General features: G+C 49.9%; 12 protein-coding genes. 8 read left to right on the top strand and 4 right to left on the bottom strand.

Features of this window, described 5'->3' with window-relative positions:
* Positions 1-15 precede the first annotated feature (15 nt).
* Both H6A34_RS04455 and H6A34_RS04450 read right to left on the bottom strand, forming a co-directional pair.
* Entirely contained in the window at positions 16-5616 is a 5601-nt protein-coding gene (locus H6A34_RS04455; RefSeq protein WP_205103720.1) for an alpha-2-macroglobulin family protein, read from the bottom strand.
* A gap of 489 nt (positions 5617-6105) precedes the next feature.
* A complete protein-coding gene (locus H6A34_RS04450) occupies positions 6106-6864 on the bottom strand; it encodes an SGNH/GDSL hydrolase family protein (RefSeq protein ID WP_239480759.1) in 759 nt (252 codons plus the stop codon).
* Positions 6865-7915: 1051 nt separating this feature from the next.
* On the opposite strand from H6A34_RS04450, the gene H6A34_RS04445 reads away from it, so the two are divergent.
* From H6A34_RS04445 to H6A34_RS04420, 6 genes are all read left to right on the top strand, one after another.
* Entirely contained in the window at positions 7916-8182 is a 267-nt protein-coding gene (locus H6A34_RS04445) for a hypothetical protein (RefSeq protein WP_205103718.1), read from the top strand.
* On the top strand, positions 8179-8580 hold the full coding sequence (locus tag H6A34_RS04440; RefSeq protein WP_205103716.1) for a type II toxin-antitoxin system VapC family toxin: 402 nt from the start codon (positions 8179-8181) through the stop codon (positions 8578-8580). Before H6A34_RS04445 ends, H6A34_RS04440 begins: the two co-directional genes overlap by 4 nt.
* 19 nt (positions 8581-8599) lie before the next feature.
* Positions 8600-9049, top strand: coding sequence for a thioredoxin-dependent thiol peroxidase (gene bcp, locus H6A34_RS04435; protein ID WP_021949363.1), 450 nt, complete (start codon positions 8600-8602; stop codon positions 9047-9049).
* Positions 9050-9124: 75 nt separating this feature from the next.
* Positions 9125-11185 carry an acetate--CoA ligase family protein gene (locus H6A34_RS04430; protein ID WP_205103714.1) on the top strand — a complete coding sequence of 687 codons (2061 nt, stop codon included), beginning with the start codon at positions 9125-9127 and terminating at the stop codon, positions 11183-11185.
* A gap of 162 nt (positions 11186-11347) precedes the next feature.
* A complete protein-coding gene (locus H6A34_RS04425; RefSeq protein ID WP_021949359.1) occupies positions 11348-12028 on the top strand; it encodes a response regulator transcription factor in 681 nt (226 codons plus the stop codon).
* A gap of 79 nt (positions 12029-12107) precedes the next feature.
* On the top strand, positions 12108-13388 hold the full coding sequence (locus H6A34_RS04420) for a sensor histidine kinase (protein WP_205103712.1): 1281 nt from the start codon (positions 12108-12110) through the stop codon (positions 13386-13388).
* Between the two features lie 253 nt (positions 13389-13641).
* Here H6A34_RS04420 and H6A34_RS04415 read toward each other — a convergent pair whose 3' ends face one another.
* Positions 13642-16548, bottom strand: coding sequence for a peptidase associated/transthyretin-like domain-containing protein (locus tag H6A34_RS04415; RefSeq protein WP_205103710.1), 2907 nt, complete (start codon positions 16546-16548; stop codon positions 13642-13644).
* A 658-nt stretch (positions 16549-17206) separates the two neighbouring features.
* Here H6A34_RS04415 and H6A34_RS04410 point away from each other — a divergent pair.
* Together H6A34_RS04410 and rprY are read left to right on the top strand one after the other, a co-directional pair.
* Positions 17207-18769, top strand: a complete 1563-nt coding sequence (locus H6A34_RS04410; protein ID WP_205103708.1) for a sensor histidine kinase — start codon at positions 17207-17209, stop codon at positions 18767-18769.
* A gap of 2 nt (positions 18770-18771) precedes the next feature.
* Complete coding sequence (gene rprY / locus H6A34_RS04405; protein WP_021947861.1) at positions 18772-19470, top strand: response regulator transcription factor RprY; 699 nt, start codon at positions 18772-18774, stop codon at positions 19468-19470.
* A gap of 95 nt (positions 19471-19565) precedes the next feature.
* Here the strand turns inward: rprY and carB are convergent, their stop codons facing one another.
* Entirely contained in the window at positions 19566-22796 is a 3231-nt protein-coding gene (gene carB / locus H6A34_RS04400; RefSeq protein WP_021947862.1) for a carbamoyl-phosphate synthase (glutamine-hydrolyzing) large subunit, read from the bottom strand.
* Between the last annotated feature and the right edge of the window lie 8 nt (positions 22797-22804).

Genomic DNA, 22804 nt, shown 5'->3' with positions numbered 1-22804 from the left:
TGTTAACTTCCTGGCTTATTTGATGTCCAATGTCGTAGAAGCCGTGCGTGCTGAATATTCAGGGGCATAAGCGCACTGTACAGTACACGTTCCAGTTTCATACAGACCGGCGCGGTCGATGTAGTATTCGGTTTCGATTACGTGCGTTCCTTTGCCCATACGGTCGAAATAATAATTTGTCGCGTTGTCTTTAGGCGTACAATAGTAGCCTTTACGGTAACCGCTTAACTGGTTTACTGGTTCCATGCAAGCTGCGCGTTTGTCGGTTACTTGTACGTAATCATAGTCGCGGTCGGCCCGGATGGTTATGCGTACAGTTATCTTGTCGCCTATATTCAATGCTGTTGCCGGTTTCCCGTCAGCAGAGAGGATTTCTCTTGTAACACTCATTCCTGCGGAAGCAGATGTTATAGTTGATGTCTGTTGTACAGACTGAGCGTAAACGGCTCCCCATGAAGTGCCTTCCGAAGTTTTCGTAGCAGTGAATTTATCGCTTCCGTCGGGCTTTATAGATGTCTTTACATAACCAAGTCCGGCAGTAGCTTTAGGCAGTTCTAACGTCTTGCCGTCAACGGCAAGAGTTGTTTCAGCTTTACTTTCAAGCACCTTCATGTTGCCGTTGAGGAATGCGTAGACTGCATTTACGTTGTTGAAAGGTGTTGTCCATCCTTGTACTCGTTTTTGTTGGAGTAGCCAACGTTTCATCTCGTCAATGGTTTTGGCGTATCCTTGTGCGTTGACGAGCGTCATGGCCTCGATTGCCGCAACCTGTGTAGGTATGCCGTAGTCGAACCAACTGTAGCCGGTACGCGGTGAGTCGTAATAACGTCCCATCTCTTCTGTTGCGACAGAATATTCGTCAAGGCTCTGTACATACTGCCGTGCAAGCTGCTTGTCGCCTTCGTCGGCCAGGATAACGGCCATCAAAGCCTTATAATACAGGTTCAAATCGACATTGTACTTCTTCAATTCCTCAAGCATATATTGGGCTGCTTCGTTTTCCTTGGCAGTGGGTTTGTGGTTGCTGATGGCGCAGATGTAAAGATAGTGTACGGCATTGTCCACGTTGATGTAGACTTTCATGCCTTTCTTCTCGTTCTTCTTAATCTCTTCATATTCCTTCACAACGACGTCGCCGAGGAATTTTATGGCTTTGTCTGTCATCGCCTTCGTCTCCGTCTGTGCGCCAATCATGTTGTCAAGGCGAACTAAAGTTTCTGTAATTGCTGCCGTAAGTGTAGGCGAACCGTATCTCATTCCCGGCCACCAGCACCAAGAACCGTCTGCGGAGTTTTGCAACTTGCGTAATTTCTCGAGTGCAGTCGTAAGATTGTTGTTGAGTGTCGACTCGTCAAAATAGTTGGCAAGCATTTGCTTTTGGTCACTTTCCCTGTCGGCGTCGGCTATCCATGGGGTCTCGTTAAGCACCATGTTTTTCAACTCTTGGTTCTTTTCAAGGCTGCTCATGAGGCTTTCCTGGCCAGTCTCATGTTTCCACTGGTCGAATACGCTCTTTATTCTCGGCGACTGTTTCATCATGTACGCGCCGATACTGTTGGCATAATAAGCCGTGGCAAGGTTGATGGCGTTGTCTTCACGTAAGTTACTTATATAAGGCAAGGCCTGTAGTACGAGCCATGCAGGATTGTTCGTGTACTCTATCGTGAGCTTCTCGCTACGTCCGTTTTCAGGGAACAGCGGTTTCAGGTCGATGGTCTTAACTCCCGGTTCGTGCTGTGTGAAAGGCACGGTTGTTGTCACCAGCTCGGTATCGGACAGTATCGGCAGGTAATGTTGCTCTCCGTCGCTGAAATCTTTGCCTTCGGCGAAAATCCTGCAGACGAGCAACGAATGGTTGGAGTCAGGCCTGTAGCTGAACGATACGGCGCCTGTTGAGTCGGCATCAACCTCGAATTTCTGTTTTATCTCCAATATAACTTTTTCAGTTTCGGGGTCGACGAGTTGCATAATGGCCGTGCCTTTTACTGTTTTGTCGGCAGTGTTTAAGATGCGTGCGGATATGTTTGCACGGTCGCCAACACGTACGAAGCGCGGCATGTTGGGCTGTACCATCACGGTCTTGGCGGCTACGGCCTTGCCTTCTATCTGTCCATAGTTCATTTCCTTGTCGTGAGCGAAGCCCATGAAGCGCCATGTAGTAACGCTTTCCGGCAGCGTGAACTTGATTGATACGTTGCCGTCTATGGTGTTGTTTACAAGTGCAGGATAGAAGAATGCCGTTTCGTTGAGGTTCTCGCGGAGCGGAACGGCAGGCTCGGTAGGCGCTGTTTCTTCCTCCATCTGAGCTTTGGCTGACTCTTCCTGCACGAGAACGTCCCCTGCAAGGGCGGCATCGGCAGAGGCATTGAATGCTCCGATTGTAGTCCGTGTCTCGGCGTTTTTCTTCATGACGGGTGCCGTTCCGCGTACCATTATATTTTGCGTAGACCCCGTGAGATATTTTCCTGTGCTGTTACCGTATCCCGTTATGACTACTTCTTCTTTCGCATAGAGTATATTATTGAGGTTTGTCTCGATGTTTCCGAAATCCAAAGACTTGACTGAAGCAAGTTTTTGGTTCAGTGTTCCGTAGAAATCAACAGGGTAAATATTTGCCGTTCGCCATGCTGTCCACGGCAAGTTGATGCGTGTATATTGGTTGAAATACCACGAGAATGGCGTCAGCTGGTCGAGCGAGGCGTCATACATGGTGGCCAGAAGCTGTGCGTTGGCAGGCTTTCCGTCAGGTCTTGTTATGTTGAGTGTCCATTCTTCTTGCTGTCCCGGCGTCAGGCGGTCGCGGAAAGTGGTCCATTTCAGTATCAGGCGCTTGTCAGGCAAGGGCTTCTGTATTGTGAAGTTGTGGTTGTAAACTTTGCCTTCCTTAACCCATATGAGGTTGATGCGCACGCCCGAACCGTACTCTTCCTTGTACGGCAGGCGGTAAGTCTTCACGGCGTTGCTTAGTTCCAGGCTACCGCTCTTCAGGAGTTTGTTGCCTGAAATGACTGTATATAGCACGTGTACGTCGGTGTCTGACGAGCCGAACTGCAGGTATATGGGGCTGCCGTCACGTGGGAATACGTCGCCGGAGACGTTAAACCAGTCGGGGGTTTCCACGCACGGCACTGTATCATCGTAGCTGAATACCACGAAGTCGCGGCGTACAGTGTCGTTGCCGCATATTGCCGTTATTGTGTGCCGGCCCGACTTGAGCAGTTCCATGGTGTTCCATGCCAACTCGGTCGGGGTGTTTGTCTTGGCGCTAAACGTTCCGCTTATACCGCTTACGGTGTAAGTCACGTCGCCGTCGATATTGTTTCCGGCGGAGTTCTTCAGCGAGAAGGTTATCGTCTTCAGGCTGTCGCGTAACGTCTGTTCGGGAACGTCGCAAGCGAACGACGTCGGCTTGTTGCCCAACGGCAACGATATATCGCCGTTGTGGCTTTCGCCGGCCATGTCGGTAACGTCGGCCTCGGTCACGATATTATAGAAACGGGCTATGCGGTAGTAGTCATCCTTGCTTATACCGATACTTTCTTCCCATACGGGCAGCTGCATCGGTATGCGGATTTTAAACTCGCCCTTGCCGTCGGTAACGGCCTCTCCCTCAGCCAAAACGGCGTTGTCGTTCTCGTTGAAGAACGCTCCCGTATAGCTGAAACGCCACCACAGGGCCTGTTTCCTGCGTACGGTGTACTTTACCTTTGCGCCCTGCACGGCTACACCCGAGTATGCCTTGGCACGTCCGGTTACGGTCACGGTATCTCCGTTTTCGTACATTTCCTTTACTTTATCGAACTCAACCTGGAACGTCGGGCGCTTGTATTCCTCCACTCGGAAGCCCACAGAGCCGCCCAGAAGATTCTCCGTCCTTATCGAGAACGAACCTGTAAGCCCGCCCGAAGGCAGCGTGAAGTCGGCCGAGGCGGTACCGAATTCGTCGGTAGTGACATTCTTTTCGGCTACAGTCTTATAGTTGGCGTCCTTCAAAGTCAGTTTCACCGTGCGGTTGGCAATGGCATTCTGTTCAAGCTTGTCAATGTGGCGAAGCACCATCGCTACGCGAACGGTCTGGCCGGGGCGGTATATCTTGCGGTCGGTGAACAGTGAGGCTACGTCGCGGTTAAATGTGTTCTCGTTATAGCTGAAGTTGTTATAGGCGCTCACAAACGGCGCGGCGTTGTCAGTGTCGGTATATGCACGCACTTCGTCAACGCTTGTCTTGTCAAAGAAAAACAACGCTTCGCCATTGTCCTTGCACGTAATGACCTTCCGTTTGTCGTCCCTGTGGCGGATGTCGAGTTTCGCTCCCGCTACGGGTTGCCCCGTAGTGCCGCTCAACACGGCAAAACGCATCTTGTTGCCGGGCAGTTCCTGATGGATGATGAACATGTCGGTAACGTACAGCATGTCGCGGTCAGGCGTTATGCTGTTGTTGTCTGTCTCAACTTCTACAAGATAAACGCCGACGGGAAGGCCCTTGACGATGAACGAGTCGCTCACCACTTCATATTCAGGCTGTGTGCCGAAGGCTTTTTTCATGGTAACGGCAGAGGACGCGCTCTTCAGTGCCTTAACCTTATTATATTCCTTGTCGCTGTCCACGTACAGCTTGTCGGCTCCGGTAGCGTTCAGTCTTGTGAGGGTAAGTCGCAGTTCCTTTATGTTGCGCACGTCGTATTTCATTGTGAAGTCACGGCTTGGCAACACCATGCTGCGTTCTGTCGTGGCATTGAAGTACGGGCGTGTAAGTTCCTTCAGCTCGTTGCGCAGCTTGTCCGTACGGCGCCAAGGACTCCAGCGGTTTATTGCGTCGTTGAGGAAGTTGGATTTCTCTTGAGCCGTGATGTCTTTCGCGAATTTCATCACGTCATACCTGCTGATGGCCACTTCGGCGCAGGCCGGCAGGTCGGAGTACAGCCTTGTAAGCGAGTCGAGCGACTCCATGTATTGTGAATCCTTCTTGTAGACGAAGAATAGGCCCGTTTTCATGGCGTCGTCACGCACCATGTCGAGCGCCGTAAGCAGCGTGGCGGTGCGGTTGGAGGTCGTGGCGTAGTAGTCGTGCATGGCCTTGTAGTCGCCGGCGGTGTATCCGATGAGGCTCAGCAGGTCGCCTCCGAAGAGGTCGGCGTCGCGCCCCTTGACGGTAAACGGCGCGTAAGCCTCGGCCTTCTTCTGCGCGAGCAGGGCCGGATTGGCCATTGCCTTTTTTAAATATTCCGGTGCCTGCTCATGCGCTTTGTAACTGCGCATCCATCGTTCGCCGGCCGTCTTTCCCAGCGCTGCGTAGCATACGGCGGCCAGTGCGGGGTCTGTCTTTTCGTATGTCACGGCCTTTTGCTCGAGGCGTTCAATCTGCGGAGCGAGCGAGTCGGGCGATATTGAGTGCCATGTCCACATCGTTTGCCACTCGGCCTTTAGCAGCTGGCCGTAGTTCTTTTCCCGTTCGGCCTTGTCGATGATGGCCTTCAGGCATTCAATCTGCGTCTTGGGCAGGTCTTTCTTGGCCGCATCGTCAACCTTTTTCCATAATTGTGTATATCCGTCTGCCAACATAACGCCTGGTAATAGGAATAAAATCGAAAGCAGTGAAATAATCGTCTTTTTCATGAGCGGTAATTTTTTGTTCTGTCAAGGGTGGCGGATAAGGCTTCATGGCGGTTATAGATGTTTACCGTATAGATGTCGGCAATCCGGCCATTCAATCTTTCCGTTTCCTTGCCTTTTAACTTTTTAAATGCAATTACAAAGGTAAACAATAAAGACAAGACGGCAAAACGATTTAAAGTTTTTTCCCTTTTGTTGTGGATAATGAGGTTTTGTTGTAATTAGTGGCGTGTTGTCGTGGTCAAACAAGCCGGGTAAATAAGGCCGTTTCCTCGTTAATATGCCGCAATACTATAGTCTGGTAGTCGCAAATCGTTACGCATACGACACCCTCTTACAAGCCTGGCAGTCGGTATTCGTCATTCCGTGTCAAGCACGGAATGACGAATACCGACTGCCAGGCTTGAGATGACCTCTTATATACCCGTTAGAAAGCGACTGCCAGGCTTGTAGTAGAGCCGTTGCCAGCATGATGCGGGCGTACGGCAGTGGCTAAAATACCGGCAGCGCCATGAGCTGATACACCAGCGTTTGCGCCAAACGCCGCTGTCCTTTAACGCTGGGGTGGAGCAGGTCGGTGGCCGCGTTGTGGAAGTAAGACTGCTGCGCCTTGACCATCGGGTTCATTCCGCTCACGGCGTTGAGGTCTATTATGGGCACGCCCCACACGTTGCCGGCCTCCTTCACTGCGTCAACGTAGGCGCTGAAGTACTCTCCGCACACGTTCTGCCAGCTCTCGTCGGGCTGCAGGTTCTCTGCTCCGAACTCGGCGCGGGCACGGTGTATCGGCGTAAGCAGCACTATCTGCTTGTCGGGGAAGAGTGTCTTGAGGCTTTCTATTGCTATGTTTATGCGTCCCTTGAACGTGGTGTTGTCCATTGACGGGGTGCGCTTCTTGCGTTTGTAGTACTTCTTCGGACTGTGCACCGCAGCCAATACTGTATCCTCGCGCTCGTCATACCAGCGGCCGAGGGGCACTCCCGCGTTGAAGTCGTTAGTCCCGATGAACACCGTTATGGCGTCAACGTTGTCGCCGTGCTCATCCTTCAGCGCCTTTGCCTGCCGTGGCACGTCGTCCCACTGGCGGCCGCTGATGGCATAGACGTAGGGCGTTATGCCGAGCCATTCTTGCAGAAAGTTCCAGTATTTCTTGTTTATTTCCTCGCTGTTGTTCCTCGGGTCGGTCATCGAGTCGCCTATAAAGCATACCCGCTTGCCCGCCCAGGGGTGGCGGAAGGTACATGATGGCATGTCGCATGCCGACTGGTTGCCAAGCGGACAGACGTTGCCCGCAGGCTGGATTGTGGCTGATTCAGGTGCCGTAGTCTGCCCTATGGCAGGCATGAAGGCCGTCATAGCCACGGCGAAAAGCAATATTTTCTTGTTCATGATAGTTTTAGTTAGCGGCTGTAAAGTTAGTTATTTTTGTTCATAAAACACTTTTTATTCCGGTATTTTATCCGTTATATTAATGAAACGGAAGAAAAGAAGCCTTGCTTCATGCGATATTTTGTCAGTCAGACAGCAGCATTTTGCCATACTTTCATTATGCAGTCAAGATAGTCCTTGCGGCTTTCTTCCTGATTTTCGTTGGCGCTCAGGAAGGCCGTCGGCCGAAAATAAAAGGCTGGCAGACGCAAATACGGCGAAAAATCGTGTGCAAACGTAAGTGTAATATTATCAAGACGATACGTCGGCTTGCGGCTTTTGTGTGCAACGAAAACGGCCGTTTGAAGCCTAAAAAACGACCTTTACGGGTGTAAACGACGGTCTTTGGCAATGCCGAAAGCCGTCGTTAGTGATGCGAAAGGCTGTCTTTTATATTCTGAAAGACGGTCTTTCGTGTTGTTTTTAGCCGTGTTTTGACAACTTAAAGATGACATTTTGCGCTGAAACGTGCCGTGATACGCGCCTTCGTTTTTCTATTTCGGCAAAATACACGGACATCTTCTGTTTGACGTTTTGACAACAAACATGCGCCTGAAGGTTGCGAAATGACTATTTTGTAACCTTTGCTTGCAGCCTCAGAGGATTCTGTCTGCTGTCATGGTGGCTGATACTGTCTCGGCCTTATCGTGTTGTGTGATGTACTGACGGATATTAACCAAAATAAAATCTCGTTTCTTTTCCTTTTATTTTGAGTTTCAATCAACTTGTGCTATATTTGCAATATGAAAAAGGAATTGGGCAAATGACTTATGGATATGGCCAAGTACATCGTTACGGCACTGCTTTTGTTGTCGGTGTTTGGCGATATGCTCAATGTTATTAAGAAAGGAGCAGAAAGATGAAAGGAATGGAAATGAGTATAAATTGGGTTGATTATTATTTCCCCATGCTTGATAATTTGAACGGCATGGAGAAGCTACGTTTGGTGAGAAAACTTACCGACTCTTTGCTGAAAAACGATAAAACGGTGAATACACCGGCCGTGAATGCAGGTCAGTATGCTTTTTCAAAGCTGGCTGGAGCGTGGGCGGACGACCCAGAAGCGGATATGATGGAGCGTGCAATCGCTGAAGGACGGGTGAGCAACAAGACAAGAAACTTATCCTCGTTTGACGAATGAAGCAATATTTATTGGATACAAACATCTGCATTTTCTTTCTCAGAGGAAAGTATGAAGTGGCTGACCAACTGATGGAAATAGGTATTGGCAACTGCCATATATCTGAGATTACAGTCGGCGAGTTACTTTATGGAGCGGCTTGTAGCATACAAAAAGAGAAGCATTTGAGTCAAATTAATGATTTGATAGGGTTGCTTTCAGTTGAACCTATATATCCGGTATTGCCTGTTTATGCTGAAATCAAGGCAGAATTAAGAAGGCAAGGTTCTATGATTGATGACTTTGACCTGCTTATCGGAGCAACAGCGATATGTAAAAACATGACACTTGTGACCGAGAACGTAAGGCATTTATCCCATATTCCCGATATAAATATTGAAAATTGGATTAACAGATAACATCTAACAACAATAATATATGAATGTAGGAGACAAGGCGCCCGAGTTGCTCGGGCATGACGAGAACGGCAACGAAGTGAGGTTAAGCGACTTCAAGGGCAGGAAGCTCGTGCTGTATTTCTATCCGAAAGACCTGACGTCGGGTTGCACTACCGAGGCCTGCAACCTGCGCGACAATTACGAAGGACTGCGCAACGGGGGCTACGAGGTGCTTGGCGTAAGCGTTGACGACGAGAAGAAGCACCAGCGTTTCATAGCCAAACACGAGCTGCCTTTCCATCTTATAGCCGACACGGAGAAGCAGCTTGTTGAGCAGTTCGGCGTGTGGGGCGAGAAGAAAATGTACGGACGCACGTACATGGGCACGTTCCGCACCACCTTCATCATCAACGAGGAAGGCATAATAGAGCGCGTGATAACTCCCAAGGAGATAAAGGTGAAGGAGCACGCGCAGCAGATACTGAAGTAAAAACACTGATGTCCGCATTCAGCCGGCATACATACTGTTGGCTGAATGCGGGTGTCAAAAACTAAAAACAATACTATGATTAACCGACAACTGTTACATCCCGAGAGTATCGTGGTGGTGGGCGGCTCGAACAACGTCCACAAACCGGGCGGCGCATTGGTGCGCAATCTTATCAGCGGAGGCTATAAGGGCACGCTGAGAATTATCAATCCGAAGGAAGACGAGGTGCAGGGCATTAAGGTGTTCCATGACGCCGGCGAGCTGCCTCCTACCGATTTGGCTGTGCTCGTGATACCGGCCAAGATGTGTCCGGAGAGTGTAGAGACTCTTGCGCGCGACAAGGGCGTGCGCGCTTTCATCATAATCTCTGCCGGATTCGGCGAGGAGACTAAGGAGGGTGCCGAGCTTGAGCAGCGCATTGTGGACACATGCGATAAGTATGGGGCGGCGCTTATCGGCCCCAACTGTATTGGACTGATGAACTCGTGGCACCACAGCGTGTTCACGAAACCCATCCCCACGCTGCATGATAAGGGTGTCGACTTCATCAGCGGGTCGGGTGCCACGGCGGTGTTCATCCTCGAGTCTGCCGTAATCAAGGGCCTGCCGTTCAACTCGGTGTGGAGTGTGGGCAACAGCAAGCAGATAGGCATTGAGGACGTTCTCCAGTATATGGACGAGAACTTCGACCCCGAGCGCGACTCGCACATCAAGCTTCTTTATATCGAAAACATCAACAACCCCGACAAGTTGCTGTTCCACGCAGGTTCGCTCATACGCAAGGGCTGCCGTATAGCGGCAATCAAGGCGGGCAGCAGCGAGAGCGGCAGCCGCGCCGCGTCGTCGCACACGGGGGCGATAGCCAGCAGCGACTCGGCCGTTGAGGCTCTCTTCCGCAAGGCGGGGATAGTGCGCTGCTTCTCGAGAGAGGAGCTTACCACCGTAGGATGTATCTTTACGCTGCCTCCTTTGACTGGACGTAACTTCGCCATCGTTACCCATGCCGGCGGCCCGGGCGTAATGCTGACCGACGCTTTGTCGAAAGGCGGGCTCAACGTGCCCAAGATTGAGGGGCCCGAGGCTGACGAACTGAAGAGCCTTCTGTTCCCCGGCTCGTCGGTATCCAACCCCATCGACATCCTCGCTACCGGCACACCGGAACATCTTTCGCTTGCCATTGACTACTGTGAGCATAAGTTCAAGGGCATTGACGCTATCTTCGTAATCTTCGGAACGCCGGGTCTTGTCCAGCTGTATGAGGCCTACGACGTGTTGCACAAGAAGATTCTGGAGTGCAAGAAGCCCATTTTCCCCATCCTGCCGTGCCTGCATACCGCCGGTCCGGAGGTTGCCGAGTTCCTCAGCAAGGGGCATGTCAACTTCAGCGACGAGGTTACCCTTGCCACGGCTCTTACCCAAGTGATGAAGACTCCGCGTCCCGCCTCGCCGGAAATAGAGCTGTTCGGCGTCGACGTTCCTCGTATCCGCGAGGTCATCGGACGTATCGAAGGCAACGGATACATCTCTCCCGAGCATGTGCATGAACTGCTCGAGTGCGCCGGAATACCGATGGTGCCAGAGCTTGTGAGCGCCGACAAGGCCGAGCTGGAAGCCTTTGCCGAGAAGGTAGGCTATCCCGTGGTGGCCAAGGTGGTAGGCCCTGTCCACAAGAGCGACGTAGGCGGAGTGGCGCTTAACATCAAGACGTCGAGCCAGCTGGAGTATGAGTTCGATCGAATGATGCAGATCGAGGGAGCTAAAGGCGTCATGGTGCAGAAGATGTTGCGTGGACGCGAGCTGTTCATCGGCGCCAAATACGAGCCAAGGTTCGGCCACATAGTGCTGTGCGGCCTCGGCGGAATCTTCGTCGAAGTGCTGAAGGACGTGTCAAGCGGCCTTGCCCCGCTGTCGTATGACGAGGCTTACTCGATGATACGCTCCCTGCGGGCGTACAAGATAATAAGAGGCACGCGCGGACAGAAGGGCGTCAACGAGAAGAAGTACGCCGAGATAATAGTGCGCCTGTCGACACTCTTGCGCTTCGCCACCGAAATCAAGGAGATGGACATCAACCCCTTGCTGGCCGACGAGAACGATATCGTAGCCGTAGACGCAAGGATGAGGATTGAAAAGTAAGAATATTCAGAATTTAAAGAAGTAAGAGAAGTTATAGAAGTTAAAGCCATTACTTATGCAGATAAACGTAGATTGATTTCGTGATGCGAGGCAAATGGCTTTAACTTCTGAGTGAACAAAGTGAGCGGTAACTTCTTTTACTTCTATAACTTCTAACGAAATATGAAGATACTGGTAATCGAAGACAACGCCGACTTGCGTGAAGTGATAGTGCGCTCGCTGGAGAAGGAGCGGTATGTTGTGGAGACCGCGCCCGATTATTCTACCGCGCGGACCAAGGTTTTCATATATGAGTACGACTGCATCCTGCTCGACATCATGCTGCCCGACGGCAACGGGCTGAGCCTGTTGCGTGAACTCTCGGAGCGGGGCAGGCGCAACAACGTGATCATAATATCCGCCAAAGACTCCATCGAGGACAAGGTTACGGGGCTTGACCTCGGCGCCGACGACTATCTTGCCAAGCCGTTCCACCTTGCCGAGCTGCACGCCAGGATAAAGAGCGTGCTGCGCCGCAACGCGCATAACGGCGAGCGCAACATCAAGCTGGGCAACGTGACCATCCATCCCGACACGTTCAAGGTAGACGTTGACGGCCGCGACCTCGAGCTTGGGCGCAAGGAGTACGACATATTGCACTACCTTGTCAACCGCGCCAACCGCCTGATAGAGAAGCAGACGCTGGCCGAGGCCGTGTGGGGCGACAGTATCGACCAGGCCGACAATTTCGACTTCATCTACGCCCAGATGAAAAACCTGCGCAAAAGGCTCAAAGCCGCCGGCGCGACAATAGAGATAAAGACCGTCTACGGGTTTGGATATAAACTTGTGGTATCAAGTTGACAAGCAAACAAGGGACGAGTTGACTTAAACATATCTCCTCGTCTGCTTGTCAACTCGTCCCTTGTCAACTAAAAAAACGATGAAGCTTCAGAACGTAATAACCTTCCGGCTGTCCATACTCAAGGCTATCGTCATAGCCGTTTGGGCCGTCTGCTTTTATTTCGCGATAATAAAAGAGATAAACAACGCCACCGACGAGGCGCTCACCGACTATGCCGAGACGCTCATCACCGACTATCTTGCGGGCGAGACGCTGCCCGAGTCGAGCGAAATCTCCGGCCGTCAGTACGTCATACGCTCGATACCGGCCGGCTATGCAGCGCGAATGCAGCACATAAGGTATAAGGACACGGAGATGTTTTTCGAGCAAAGGCACCGTTACGAGCAGGCCCGCACCATCACGTACATCTTCCAGACCGACGACGGGCAATGGCGTGAGCTCGTAGTGTTCACACCATCCATCGACAAGAACAACATGAAGCGCGCCATCCTCTACTGGCTTATCGCACTCTATGTAGTGCTGCTCGTCGGCATAACCGTGGTCAACCTGTGGACCATACGCCACAGCATGAAGCCGCTCAAGGCGCTGCTCGACTGGCTCAACGCCTACAAGCTGGGTAAGCGCAGCCGCCCCCTCGACAGCAACACCAAGATAACCGAGTTCAGCACCCTTAACGACGCGCTGCGCCGTAGCGTAGAGCGTAACGAGCGCCAGTACGAACAGCAGAAGCTGTTTATCGCCAACGCGTCACACGAGATGCAGACACCGCTGGCCGTATGCACCAACCGCCTTGAGATGTTGCTCGATGAAGACAACCTCACCGAGACGCAGATGGCCGACATAATAAAGACCCTGCGCACGCTGAAAAGCCTCTCGGCCACCAACCGCTCGCTGCTGTTGCTCTGCAAGATAGACAACGGGCAGTTTGTCAACCGTGTCACCGTAGACCTCGAAACAACAACAATGAAGATTCTGCCAGACCTCGCGGCCGTCTACGCCAACAGGCGGATACAGGTCAAGACAGCCTTTACGGGCGCGGCCGAGGTGGATATAGACGAGCAGCTTGCCGGCATATTAATAGGCAACCTGCTCAAAAACGCGTTCATCCACAACGTTGACGGAGGCGAGATAAGCGTCACTTCTGACGGCAAGACGTACACCGTAGCCAACACGGGCAGCCTCCGCCCGCTTGACGACAGCAAGATATTCGAGCGCTTCTACCATTCGGCGGGCAAGAAGTCGTCTACCGGCCTCGGCCTGTCTCTCGTCAAGGCAATATCCAATCTTTACGGCCTTGACATTAAATACACCTTCACCGGTGGAATGCATACGTTCACTTTGTCTATCGGCAAGGCATGACTTGTTTGGGGATTAACTGTCAATGAGTTGATCATTCTCGATAAACGGTATTGCGATAGACGGTCTTTTACTTTCCAAAAGGCCGTCAATCGCAGGCTAAAAGGGCGTCTTCTGCATTGCGAAAGACGGCCTTTTAGTTTGTAAGAAAACATGTATGGAATGATTAATGAATAATGATAAATGAATAATCAGACGTAGTGATTGTAACTAGGAACATGCGTTCAGCTTACGGTTTTCATGACTTTATCCGGCGTTAAATGCTGAACGCGACGGAGAAAAGCACCTCGCGGCCACGCAAGGGCAGGCTGAAATAGCCGTAGTTGAGGCCCGAGAACGAAGCCTCTTCATACACTTTACGGTTCAGCAGATTGCTCATTGCCAGGCGTAAATCTATCTTTTTACTTAAAGAATAGCGCACAGAGGCGTCAAGAAAGCTGTTACGGCGGTATCGCCCGCGCTCAACCTCCAGGACGTTGTACTCCCATGACAGGCTTATGTCAAGTCCGCTGAGCGGGAACAGGTGGACGTCTGCCTCGTTGTAAAAGCTCTTCAGGGTGTTATGTCCGGCGCTCCAGGCATACGGATCCTGCCACGTAAGGTTGAAAGTGGGACGGTCGGTCACCGACAGCCACTTCCACCTGCTCCACCTCAGCGTCATTGCCGTCGTCAGCACATTGGCGGTTATGTCGGCGGTTACGCCGTTCTGCGCCACGGGCAGCGCCGTGCGATTATAGCTTACGGTGGCCTTCACGCTTTCGCCGGTGCCTGCAAAGGTCTTATCGACCGACGTCAGGACAAACAGTGAGCGCGATTTCACGTCCTTCCATACGGGCCTTACGGTGGTCAGATCATTGCCGTAGGTGTATTCGTTGTAATGGTCTGACGTGCTCCATGAAGCCGACGCCATGACATTCCACACAAACAGGGTGACAAGATTGGAGTAGTTAAGCGAGAACGAGGCACCTGAACGGCGCGTCCATCCTATGCGGTCGGCCGTCAGCAGACGCGTACGGTAATCCCTTGCGAACTCCTCCGGCGTCATGACATCGGCCGAAGGGTCACGGCTGATGCCGCCCATTATGTTCATTCTCCAGAACGGCGAAAACTCATGCCGCCACCTGAGCGAGGGCGAGGCATACACCTTTGTTCCGCCGCTGACGCCGCTCCACGGCACGCGCGACGTGAACACGCTCACGGGTACTTCTATACCAATGTGCCCACGGCCGTAAACGATGGAGTATCCGGGCATGAACGAATGCTTCATGTACGTTGTGCGGTAACCTCGGTTGCCATCAACTGCCACGTTGTCTGAACGCAACTCGAACGTATATTTCAGTTCAAGACTGTTGCCCAAGACCCTGAATATTGTCGAAACGCTGCTCCGTGTCATCAGCCTTTCAAGTTCAAGGCGTTGGCTTAATTGGTAGATTGAGGAAGGAGTAATGGAGTATGGAGAGAAGGAGTAAGCAGAATTGCCCTCCGCGTCACCGTCGTTTTCGCCCACGGCGAGTGTTTCGCTGCGGCGGAAATACCTGAACAGCGAGTTCACCGAATATACATTCGCCCCGGCATTTATGGTCATGCGCAGCTTATTCTGCAAGTAGCCGGGATGGCGGTCGGCGCTTTCGCGCAGTTGATAAGCAGACATGTCACGAGCAGACGAGGAGATTTCATTTAGTTGACAAGCAGACAAGGGACGAGCAGACGAGGAGATTTGCCCTGCTAATAGGCGAGGCATTTCTCCTTGTTTACTTGTCAACTCGTCACTCGTTGACTTAAAGATGTCCCTTGTCTGCTCAAAAACATCGTTGCTTTCCTGCTGAGTCAAATCTCCTTGTCTGCTTGTCAACTTGTCACTCGTCAACTTAAAGAATGACAGGGAGCCTGATAGTTCGTCGACGAGGTACACTTTCGGGGCGTTATGTTCATAGCGGAAGTGGGGCATGAGGGTGTGGGATGATAGCTTGCGACGGTTAGTTTCGCTGAGCGAAAGCGTCTGTTCGCCGCCGTAGTAGTTGTAGGTGCTGTCCTCGTTGTGGTTGGACGTGCCGTAATAAGTTATGTTGGTGCGCAGCGAACCGTAGCGGCCAATGCGGTGGACATGGTTCAGTCCTACAGAGTAAGACTTGTTCCTGAGGTATCGTTTCTCGCTAATCGGCGGCTGTGCCATGCCGTCCGTCTGTATCATTTCGCCCGGCAGAGGCTCGTAGTTGTCCGCGTCGGAATAGTCGATGTGCTCCACCGTGTTCTCCGACAGGTTCTCGCCATTGTTGTCCATCTTTGCGGTCAGCAGCAGTTGGTTCTTCCTTCCCACGTTCATCAAGGTCAGACTGTTGTTCCACAGCACGTCATTGAAGCCGCCGATACCGCCCCTCGCCTCGCCGAACGGGCGCAGCTTATAGCCCTGTTTCAGCTTGATGTTAAGCGTGGCTTTGTCTGACGGCACCCTGTCTTTCAGCGCGCGGATGGGCTGGTCGTCCTCCATCACCTGCACGGTGGCCACCGCGTCGGCCGGCATATTGCGTGTAGCCTGGTTGTATTGGTTGCCCAGCAGGTCTTGCCCCTCGATGTTAAACTTGTTGATAGGTCTGCCCTTGTAGCGTATCGCGCCGTTGTCGGCCACCTCAATGCCCGGCATTTTCTTCAGCACATCTTCTATATAGCGGTCTTCCTTGCCCTGAAATGCCGCCACGTTGTAGTTAATGGTGTCTTTGTGGACGTCTATCGGGCGGGCCTTTACGGTCACTTCTTTCAGCATTATGCCCGATGGCGCTAGCCTGACCCTCATGCCCTGGCGGGCGTCGCGCGCCTTTATGCGCTTCTTGTCGTAGCCCATCAGGGTGAACTCCACCGCCTCCGCCCCGTCGGGAAGGGTCAGGGTGAATGCCCCAGTGCCGTCGGTCAGGGCGTAGGCCATAAGCGAATCGCGCTCGCCCAGCGTCTTGCAGGTAACGTAGCTCACGCCCTTGCCCGTCTTGGCATCGGTGACGCGCCCCGTAACCTGCCGCCCCGCCGACTGCGGGAAGGCGGGAAAGGAGAGAAGGAAAAACAGCAGTAACAGCAGCAAAAGCCTGCCCCTACCCTTCCGAAAGGAGGCTTGTTGGCAGTCCTTGCAGGTGTTTTCTTGTGGCGTATAATGGCTCAACGCGATATGGCTCATAATGAAATTTTACAATATTAATGGTTAAAACATTGCGGTTACGACATCTTCCGCAACGCGTATAATATCCAACGGCTTTACGATTGACGGTTCTTCCGCAGTTTTGTTGGATGGCCTTTCAGCAACATAAAATTGAGCACATCGAGTTTTTCTTTTAAAAGATTAAAAATCAATAGTTTTGTTATATAATTTGAAGTATGGATAAGCCGGATAGTTTTATAGCCCTAAATTTCAATTTAATCAATATACAGGTACTGATTATCAGGGACTTATGAGCATACAAGATAATACAAATACTTGAATATCAGCATCTTATCTTTATCCAACAGAACTGCGGATGAACCGCAGGAGGTGGCCTTTTACAAGCTGAAAGGCCACCTTTCATGAAGCAAAAGGCCATCTTTTACAACACAAAAGACCGTCTTTTGCAAAACGTCTAATATCCAAGGTGATAGACCCCACACTGCATCAGCTCATTAACATACAGTAATCCAGCTACACGCACATTGCGCCATAACATACGAGATGTTATCACCGTTTAGATAAACTTAATATTTATCAATTATACAACGCAAACAAGGTTAATTTTGATAAAATCAGAATAAATAATTAACAAAAGCGATTGCAGGTATCGTTTTTTTGCAATATATTTGCCGACATGAAGAAAGCAACCATTTGGACAATAGCAATAGTGATGGGACTCTCGTTCCTCGTCTTGCTCTTCATGCAATTGAAGTACATCGAGGCGATGGTCCAGATGAAGAAAGAGCAGTTTGACGAATCTGTCAACAAAGCCCTTTACCAAGCCTCGCGCAATCTTGAGCTTAACGAGACACTGAAATATCTTGAGCGCAACGTCAATGCCACAGGGCGCATGAGCAGCAATACCGACTCTACAGACAGGATACACGACTATTCAAACGGAGCAGCTCAACACTCTCACCAGTCATCCGTCTCCGTACACAACGGCAAGACATACTCTACGTTTGAACTCAAGACGATGACCATCAAGCCATCTACAATGCCAAAGGCGGTAATCCTGCACAGCGACAAGAACTCCATATCGGAAGCGACAAAGTCAATGCGCGAAATCGTGAAGAACCGCTATATCTACCAAAAGGCATTGCTCGACGAGGTTGTTTACAGCATTCTATACACAGCCTCGGACAAACCCCTGCGCGAGCGAATAAACTTCAAAATGCTTGACCAGGACATAAGGACGGAACTTATGAACAATGGGATAGACCTGCCATACCACTTCACGGTATCTACCCAAGACGGACGTGAGGTGTACCGGTGCCCGGACTATACTGAGGAAGGCGAGGACTACACATACTCACAGGCATTATTCCGCAACGATCCGTCAAACAAGATGGGAGTGGTGAAAATCCATTTCCCTGACATGGGAAGCTATATATTCAGCGGAGTCAGGTTCATGATACCGTCGGTGGTATTTACCGTGGTGCTGCTCGTAACGTTTATCTTCACTATCGTCGTGATATTCAGGCAAAAACGATACACAGAGATAAAGAACGACTTTATAAACAACATGACACATGAGCTGAAAACGCCAATCAGCAGCATTTCGCTTGCCGCGCAAATGCTCAACGACGAAAGCGTTACGAAAAGCCCAGTGATGATGAAACACCTCGGTGGAGTAATCAACGACGAGTCAAAACGCTTGCGGTTCCTCGTGGAGAAAGTGCTGCAAATGTCAATGTTCGACCGGAAGAAGGCCATCTTCAAGAAAAAAGAACTCAACCTCAACGAACTCGTTGACAATGTCGCTAACACCTTCACACTACGTGTTGAACATACAGGGGGACATATAACGACAAAGCTGAACGCCACCGAACCTACGATATACGTTGACGAAATGCACTTCACGAACGTCATATTCAACTTGCTTGACAATGCCGTGAAGTACCGCGACCCTGACCGTCCGGTGGAACTCCTCATATCAACATGGAACGATAAGGAAAAACTATACCTGTCCGTAAAGGACAACGGACTTGGCATAAAGAAAGAAAACTTGAAAAAAATATTCGAAAAATTCTACCGCGTACACACGGGGAACGTACATGACGTAAAAGGATTCGGATTAGGACTTGCCTATGTAAAAAAGATGGTTGAATTGCATAAAGGCGAAATACATGCCGAAAGCGAAAGAGGAAAAGGAACGAATTTTATAATATCATTACCAATAATAAAAAATAAATAACTATGGACGAGAAATTGAAAATACTACTTTGCGAGGACGACGAGAACTTGGGTATGCTTCTTCGCGAATATTTACAGGCAAAAGGTTATAGTGCAGAACTTTGCCCGGACGGTGAGGCCGGATACAAGGCTTTCCTGAAAAGCAAGTTTGACATCTGTGTTCTTGACGTGATGATGCCTAAGAAGGACGGCTTCACGCTGGCTCAGGAGATACGCCAGGCCAACGCAGAGATACCTATCATATTCCTTACTGCGAAGACATTGAAAGAGGACATCCTCGAAGGATTCAAAATCGGCGCCGACGATTACATCACAAAGCCATTCTCGATGGAAGAGCTTGTATTCCGTATTGAAGCTATACTCCGCCGCGTACGTGGCAAGAAGAACAAGGAAAACACGATATACCATATCGGACGTTTCACCTTCGATACGCAAAAACAACTACTCACCATCGGTGAAAAGCAGACAAAACTGACAACTAAAGAAAATGAACTGCTTGCATTGCTGTGCTCACACGCAAATGAAATACTCCAGCGCGACTTTGCGTTAAAGACCATATGGATTGACGATAACTACTTCAACGCACGTTCAATGGATGTATACATCACTAAACTGCGCAAGCACCTGAAGGATGATGACCAGATTGAAATAATCAATATCCACGGTAAGGGATACAAACTGATAACCCCCGAACAGGACTAAGTCAACAAACGACTTTACAGACTGATATAAAAGACAGGCCGGACATTGAAAAAATCCAATATCCGGCCTGTCTTTGTATTTTATTAATTAAAGCATTACTTGTACTCACTCCATGCCTTAATGTCGATGTCTTCAAGCCGCACGCGGCAGAAAGCATTGATAAACGCTGTAGCAAGACGGCTGTTAGTTATCAAAGGAACATTGAGGTCGATAGCAGCGCGACGTATTTTATAACCGTTTGAAAGCTCGCTTACCGTAAGGTCTTTAGGAATGTTCACAACCAAATCGATTTCATGATTATGCAACATGTCAAGAGCCTGCGGATGTTTGTCGGCATCAGACGGCCAATAGACTAACGTATTCTCCACCCCATTGTCGGTAAGGAATTTTGAAGAGCCAACCGTTGCATAAAGTTTATATCCGTTCTTGACGAGCTGACGGGCCGCGTCGAGCATTTCGGCCTTCTGCTTCGGGCCACCGGTCGAAAGGAGGATGTTCTTCTCAGGGATACGCTGGCCTACTGAAAGCATGCTCTTCAATAGAGCAGTATTTGTATCATCGCCAAGACAACCTACCTCACCGGTTGACGCCATGTCGACTCCAAGAACAGGATCGGCTTTCTGCAAACGGTTGAAAGAGAACTGACTGGCCTTTATTCCGACATAATCAAGGTCGAACAAATCTTTGTCAGGACGTTCTACCGGCAACCCAAGCATTACCTTCGTAGCAAGTTCTATCAGATTGATTTTAAGAACTTTGCTGACAAACGGGAACGAACGTGACGCACGAAGGTTGCACTCTATTACCTTAATATCATTGTCGCGTGCAAGGAACTGTATATTGAAAGGACCGCTAATATGCAATTCCTGCGCTATCTTACGGCTCACACGCTTGATACGGCGTATAGTCTCACAATACAATTTTTGCGGGGGGAACTGTATAGTTGCATCGCCTGAATGAACTCCGGCAAACTCAATGTGTTCGCTAATAGCATAAGCGATTATCTCTCCGTCACGGGCGACAGCGTCCATTTCCACCTCCTTGGCATGCTCAATAAACTGGCTTACAACAACTGGATGGTCTTCTGAGACATTTGCAGCAAGCTTGAGGAAGCGCTCAAGTTCATCGTTATTTGAGCAAACATTCATCGCCGCTCCGGAAAGAACGTATGAAGGACGTACCAACACAGGGAAACCGACACGCTCAATGAACTTGTTTATATCATCCATGGATGTCAGTGCGCTCCATTCCGGCTGGTCAATACCGTTACGGCCTAACATGGAGGAGAACTTTGCGCGATCTTCCGCATTATCAATATCCTTAGCCGATGTTCCGAGAATCGGTACATTTTGGGCATCAAGACGCATAGCAAGATTATTTGGAATCTGGCCACCAGTTGACACGATCACGCCATGCGGGCATTCAAGGTCAATGATATCCATAACACGCTCGAACGTCAATTCGTCGAAATACAGGCGGTCGCACATGTCATAGTCTGTTGAAACAGTCTCCGGATTATAATTAATCATGACACTACGCCAACCTTGCTTTCTTATTGTATTAAGGGCCTGCACGCCGCACCAGTCAAACTCAACAGAACTACCGATACGATAAGCTCCGGATCCAAGTACTATAATTGAACGCTTGTCACGCTCGAAAGCTATATCACTATTCACTCCGGCATAAGTAACATACAGATAATTCGTCTGAGCCGGATATTCAGCCGCGAGGGTGTCTATCTGCTTTACAACCGGCAATATACCGTAACTCTTACGCAAGTTGCGGATTACCAATCCTGCTTTCGCCATATTGCCAAGCTCGTTCTCAAGACCGACAGCACGGGCAATCTGGAAATCCGTAAAGCCATATACCTTGGCCATACGAAGCAGCTCCTTGTCAAGGACATTAACACTCTTACACTTTTTCAGAGCCTCGTCAATGTCGATAATATGCTTCAACTTATACAAAAACCATTTATCGATTTTCGTCAGTTCATGTATTTGGTCAATGGTATATCCACGATGCATGGCCTTAGAAATGACAAATATTCGATTATCCGTCGGGTCACGCAATGCTTCGTCTATATCTGAGATTTCAAGTTCTTTGTTCTCAACAAACCCATGCATGCCCTGCCCTATCATACGCAAGCCTTTTTGTATAGCCTCCTCAAAGTTACGTCCTATGGCCATAACCTCGCCGACAGACTTCATGGATGAGCCCAATTCACGGTCAACTCCCCTGAATTTGCTTAAGTCCCAACGTGGAATCTTGCAAACAACATAGTCAAGAGCCGGTTCAAAGAATGCGCTTGTTGTCTTTGTAACGGAATTTTTCAACTCAAACAAGCCATAACCTAACCCTAACTTGGCCGCAACGAAGGCAAGCGGATAGCCTGTTGCCTTAGACGCCAATGCAGAGCTACGACTTAAACGGGCATTGACCTCGATGACACGATAATCCTCGCTCTTGGGGTCGAAAGCATACTGAACGTTACACTCACCGACAATTCCGATATGACGAATAATCTTTATTGAAAGCGCACGAAGTTTATGATATTCACTGTTAGATAATGTTTGCGACGGAGCAATGACAATACTTTCACCCGTATGTATACCAAGAGGGTCAAAATTCTCCATATTACATACGGTTATGCAGTTATCATAACGGTCACGCACAACTTCGTATTCTATTTCCTTCCATCCCTTTAAGCTCTTTTCAACCAATACTTGTGGAGAAAATGAAAAAGCTTTCTCTGCCAAACGGTCAAGCTCTTCCTCATTATCGCAGAATCCACTGCCAAGACCGCCAAGGGCATAAGCCGCACGGATTATAACAGGATAACCTAAATCGGAAGCAGCCTTACGTGCTTGCTCTATATTCTCGCAAGCCTCACTCTTTATTGTTTTTACGTCAATCTCGTTAAGACGATCAACAAAAAGCTCACGATCCTCAGTATCCATGATGGCCTGAACAGGAGTGCCAAGAACACGTACGCCATATTTTTCAAGTACACCGCTCTTAAAAAGCTCAACGCCACAATTAAGAGCAGTTTGTCCTCCAAACGACAATAGAATGCCATCAGGACGTTCTTTCTCTATTACACGCTCGACAAAATACGGCTGAACCGGAAGAAAATATATCTGATCGGCAACGCCTTCAGATGTCTGCACAGTGGCGATATTCGGATTAATAAGCACTGTTTCAATGCCTTCCTCACGCAAAGCCTTCAATGCCTGTGAACCAGAATAGTCAAACTCACCCGCTTCACCTATTTTCAATGCTCCAGAACCAAGAAGCAGAACTTTCTTTATATCATTGTATTTCATATCAATAT

This window comes from Marseilla massiliensis (assembly GCF_016899855.1).
GTDB lineage: Bacteria > Bacteroidota > Bacteroidia > Bacteroidales > Bacteroidaceae > Prevotella.
The sequence above is the reverse complement of the archived record's forward strand: the minus strand, read 5'-3'. Positions and strand labels throughout refer to the sequence as shown.

Excerpts from the sequence above, each read along its gene's own strand:
- H6A34_RS04455 (WP_205103720.1), bottom strand. The coding sequence starts at position 5,616 with ATGAAAAAGACGATTATTTCACTGCTTTCGATTTTATTCCTATTACCA.
- H6A34_RS04450 (WP_239480759.1), bottom strand. The coding sequence starts at position 6,864 with ATGCCATCATGTACCTTCCGCCACCCCTGGGCGGGCAAGCGGGTATGC.
- H6A34_RS04445 (WP_205103718.1), top strand. The coding sequence starts at position 7,916 with ATGAGTATAAATTGGGTTGATTATTATTTCCCCATGCTTGATAATTTG.
- H6A34_RS04440 (WP_205103716.1), top strand. The coding sequence starts at position 8,179 with ATGAAGCAATATTTATTGGATACAAACATCTGCATTTTCTTTCTCAGA.
- bcp (WP_021949363.1), top strand. The coding sequence starts at position 8,600 with ATGAATGTAGGAGACAAGGCGCCCGAGTTGCTCGGGCATGACGAGAAC.
- H6A34_RS04430 (WP_205103714.1), top strand. The coding sequence starts at position 9,125 with ATGATTAACCGACAACTGTTACATCCCGAGAGTATCGTGGTGGTGGGC.
- H6A34_RS04425 (WP_021949359.1), top strand. The coding sequence starts at position 11,348 with ATGAAGATACTGGTAATCGAAGACAACGCCGACTTGCGTGAAGTGATA.
- H6A34_RS04420 (WP_205103712.1), top strand. The coding sequence starts at position 12,108 with ATGAAGCTTCAGAACGTAATAACCTTCCGGCTGTCCATACTCAAGGCT.
- H6A34_RS04415 (WP_205103710.1), bottom strand. The coding sequence starts at position 16,548 with ATGAGCCATATCGCGTTGAGCCATTATACGCCACAAGAAAACACCTGC.
- H6A34_RS04410 (WP_205103708.1), top strand. The coding sequence starts at position 17,207 with ATGAAGAAAGCAACCATTTGGACAATAGCAATAGTGATGGGACTCTCG.
- rprY (WP_021947861.1), top strand. The coding sequence starts at position 18,772 with ATGGACGAGAAATTGAAAATACTACTTTGCGAGGACGACGAGAACTTG.
- carB (WP_021947862.1), bottom strand. The coding sequence starts at position 22,796 with ATGAAATACAATGATATAAAGAAAGTTCTGCTTCTTGGTTCTGGAGCA.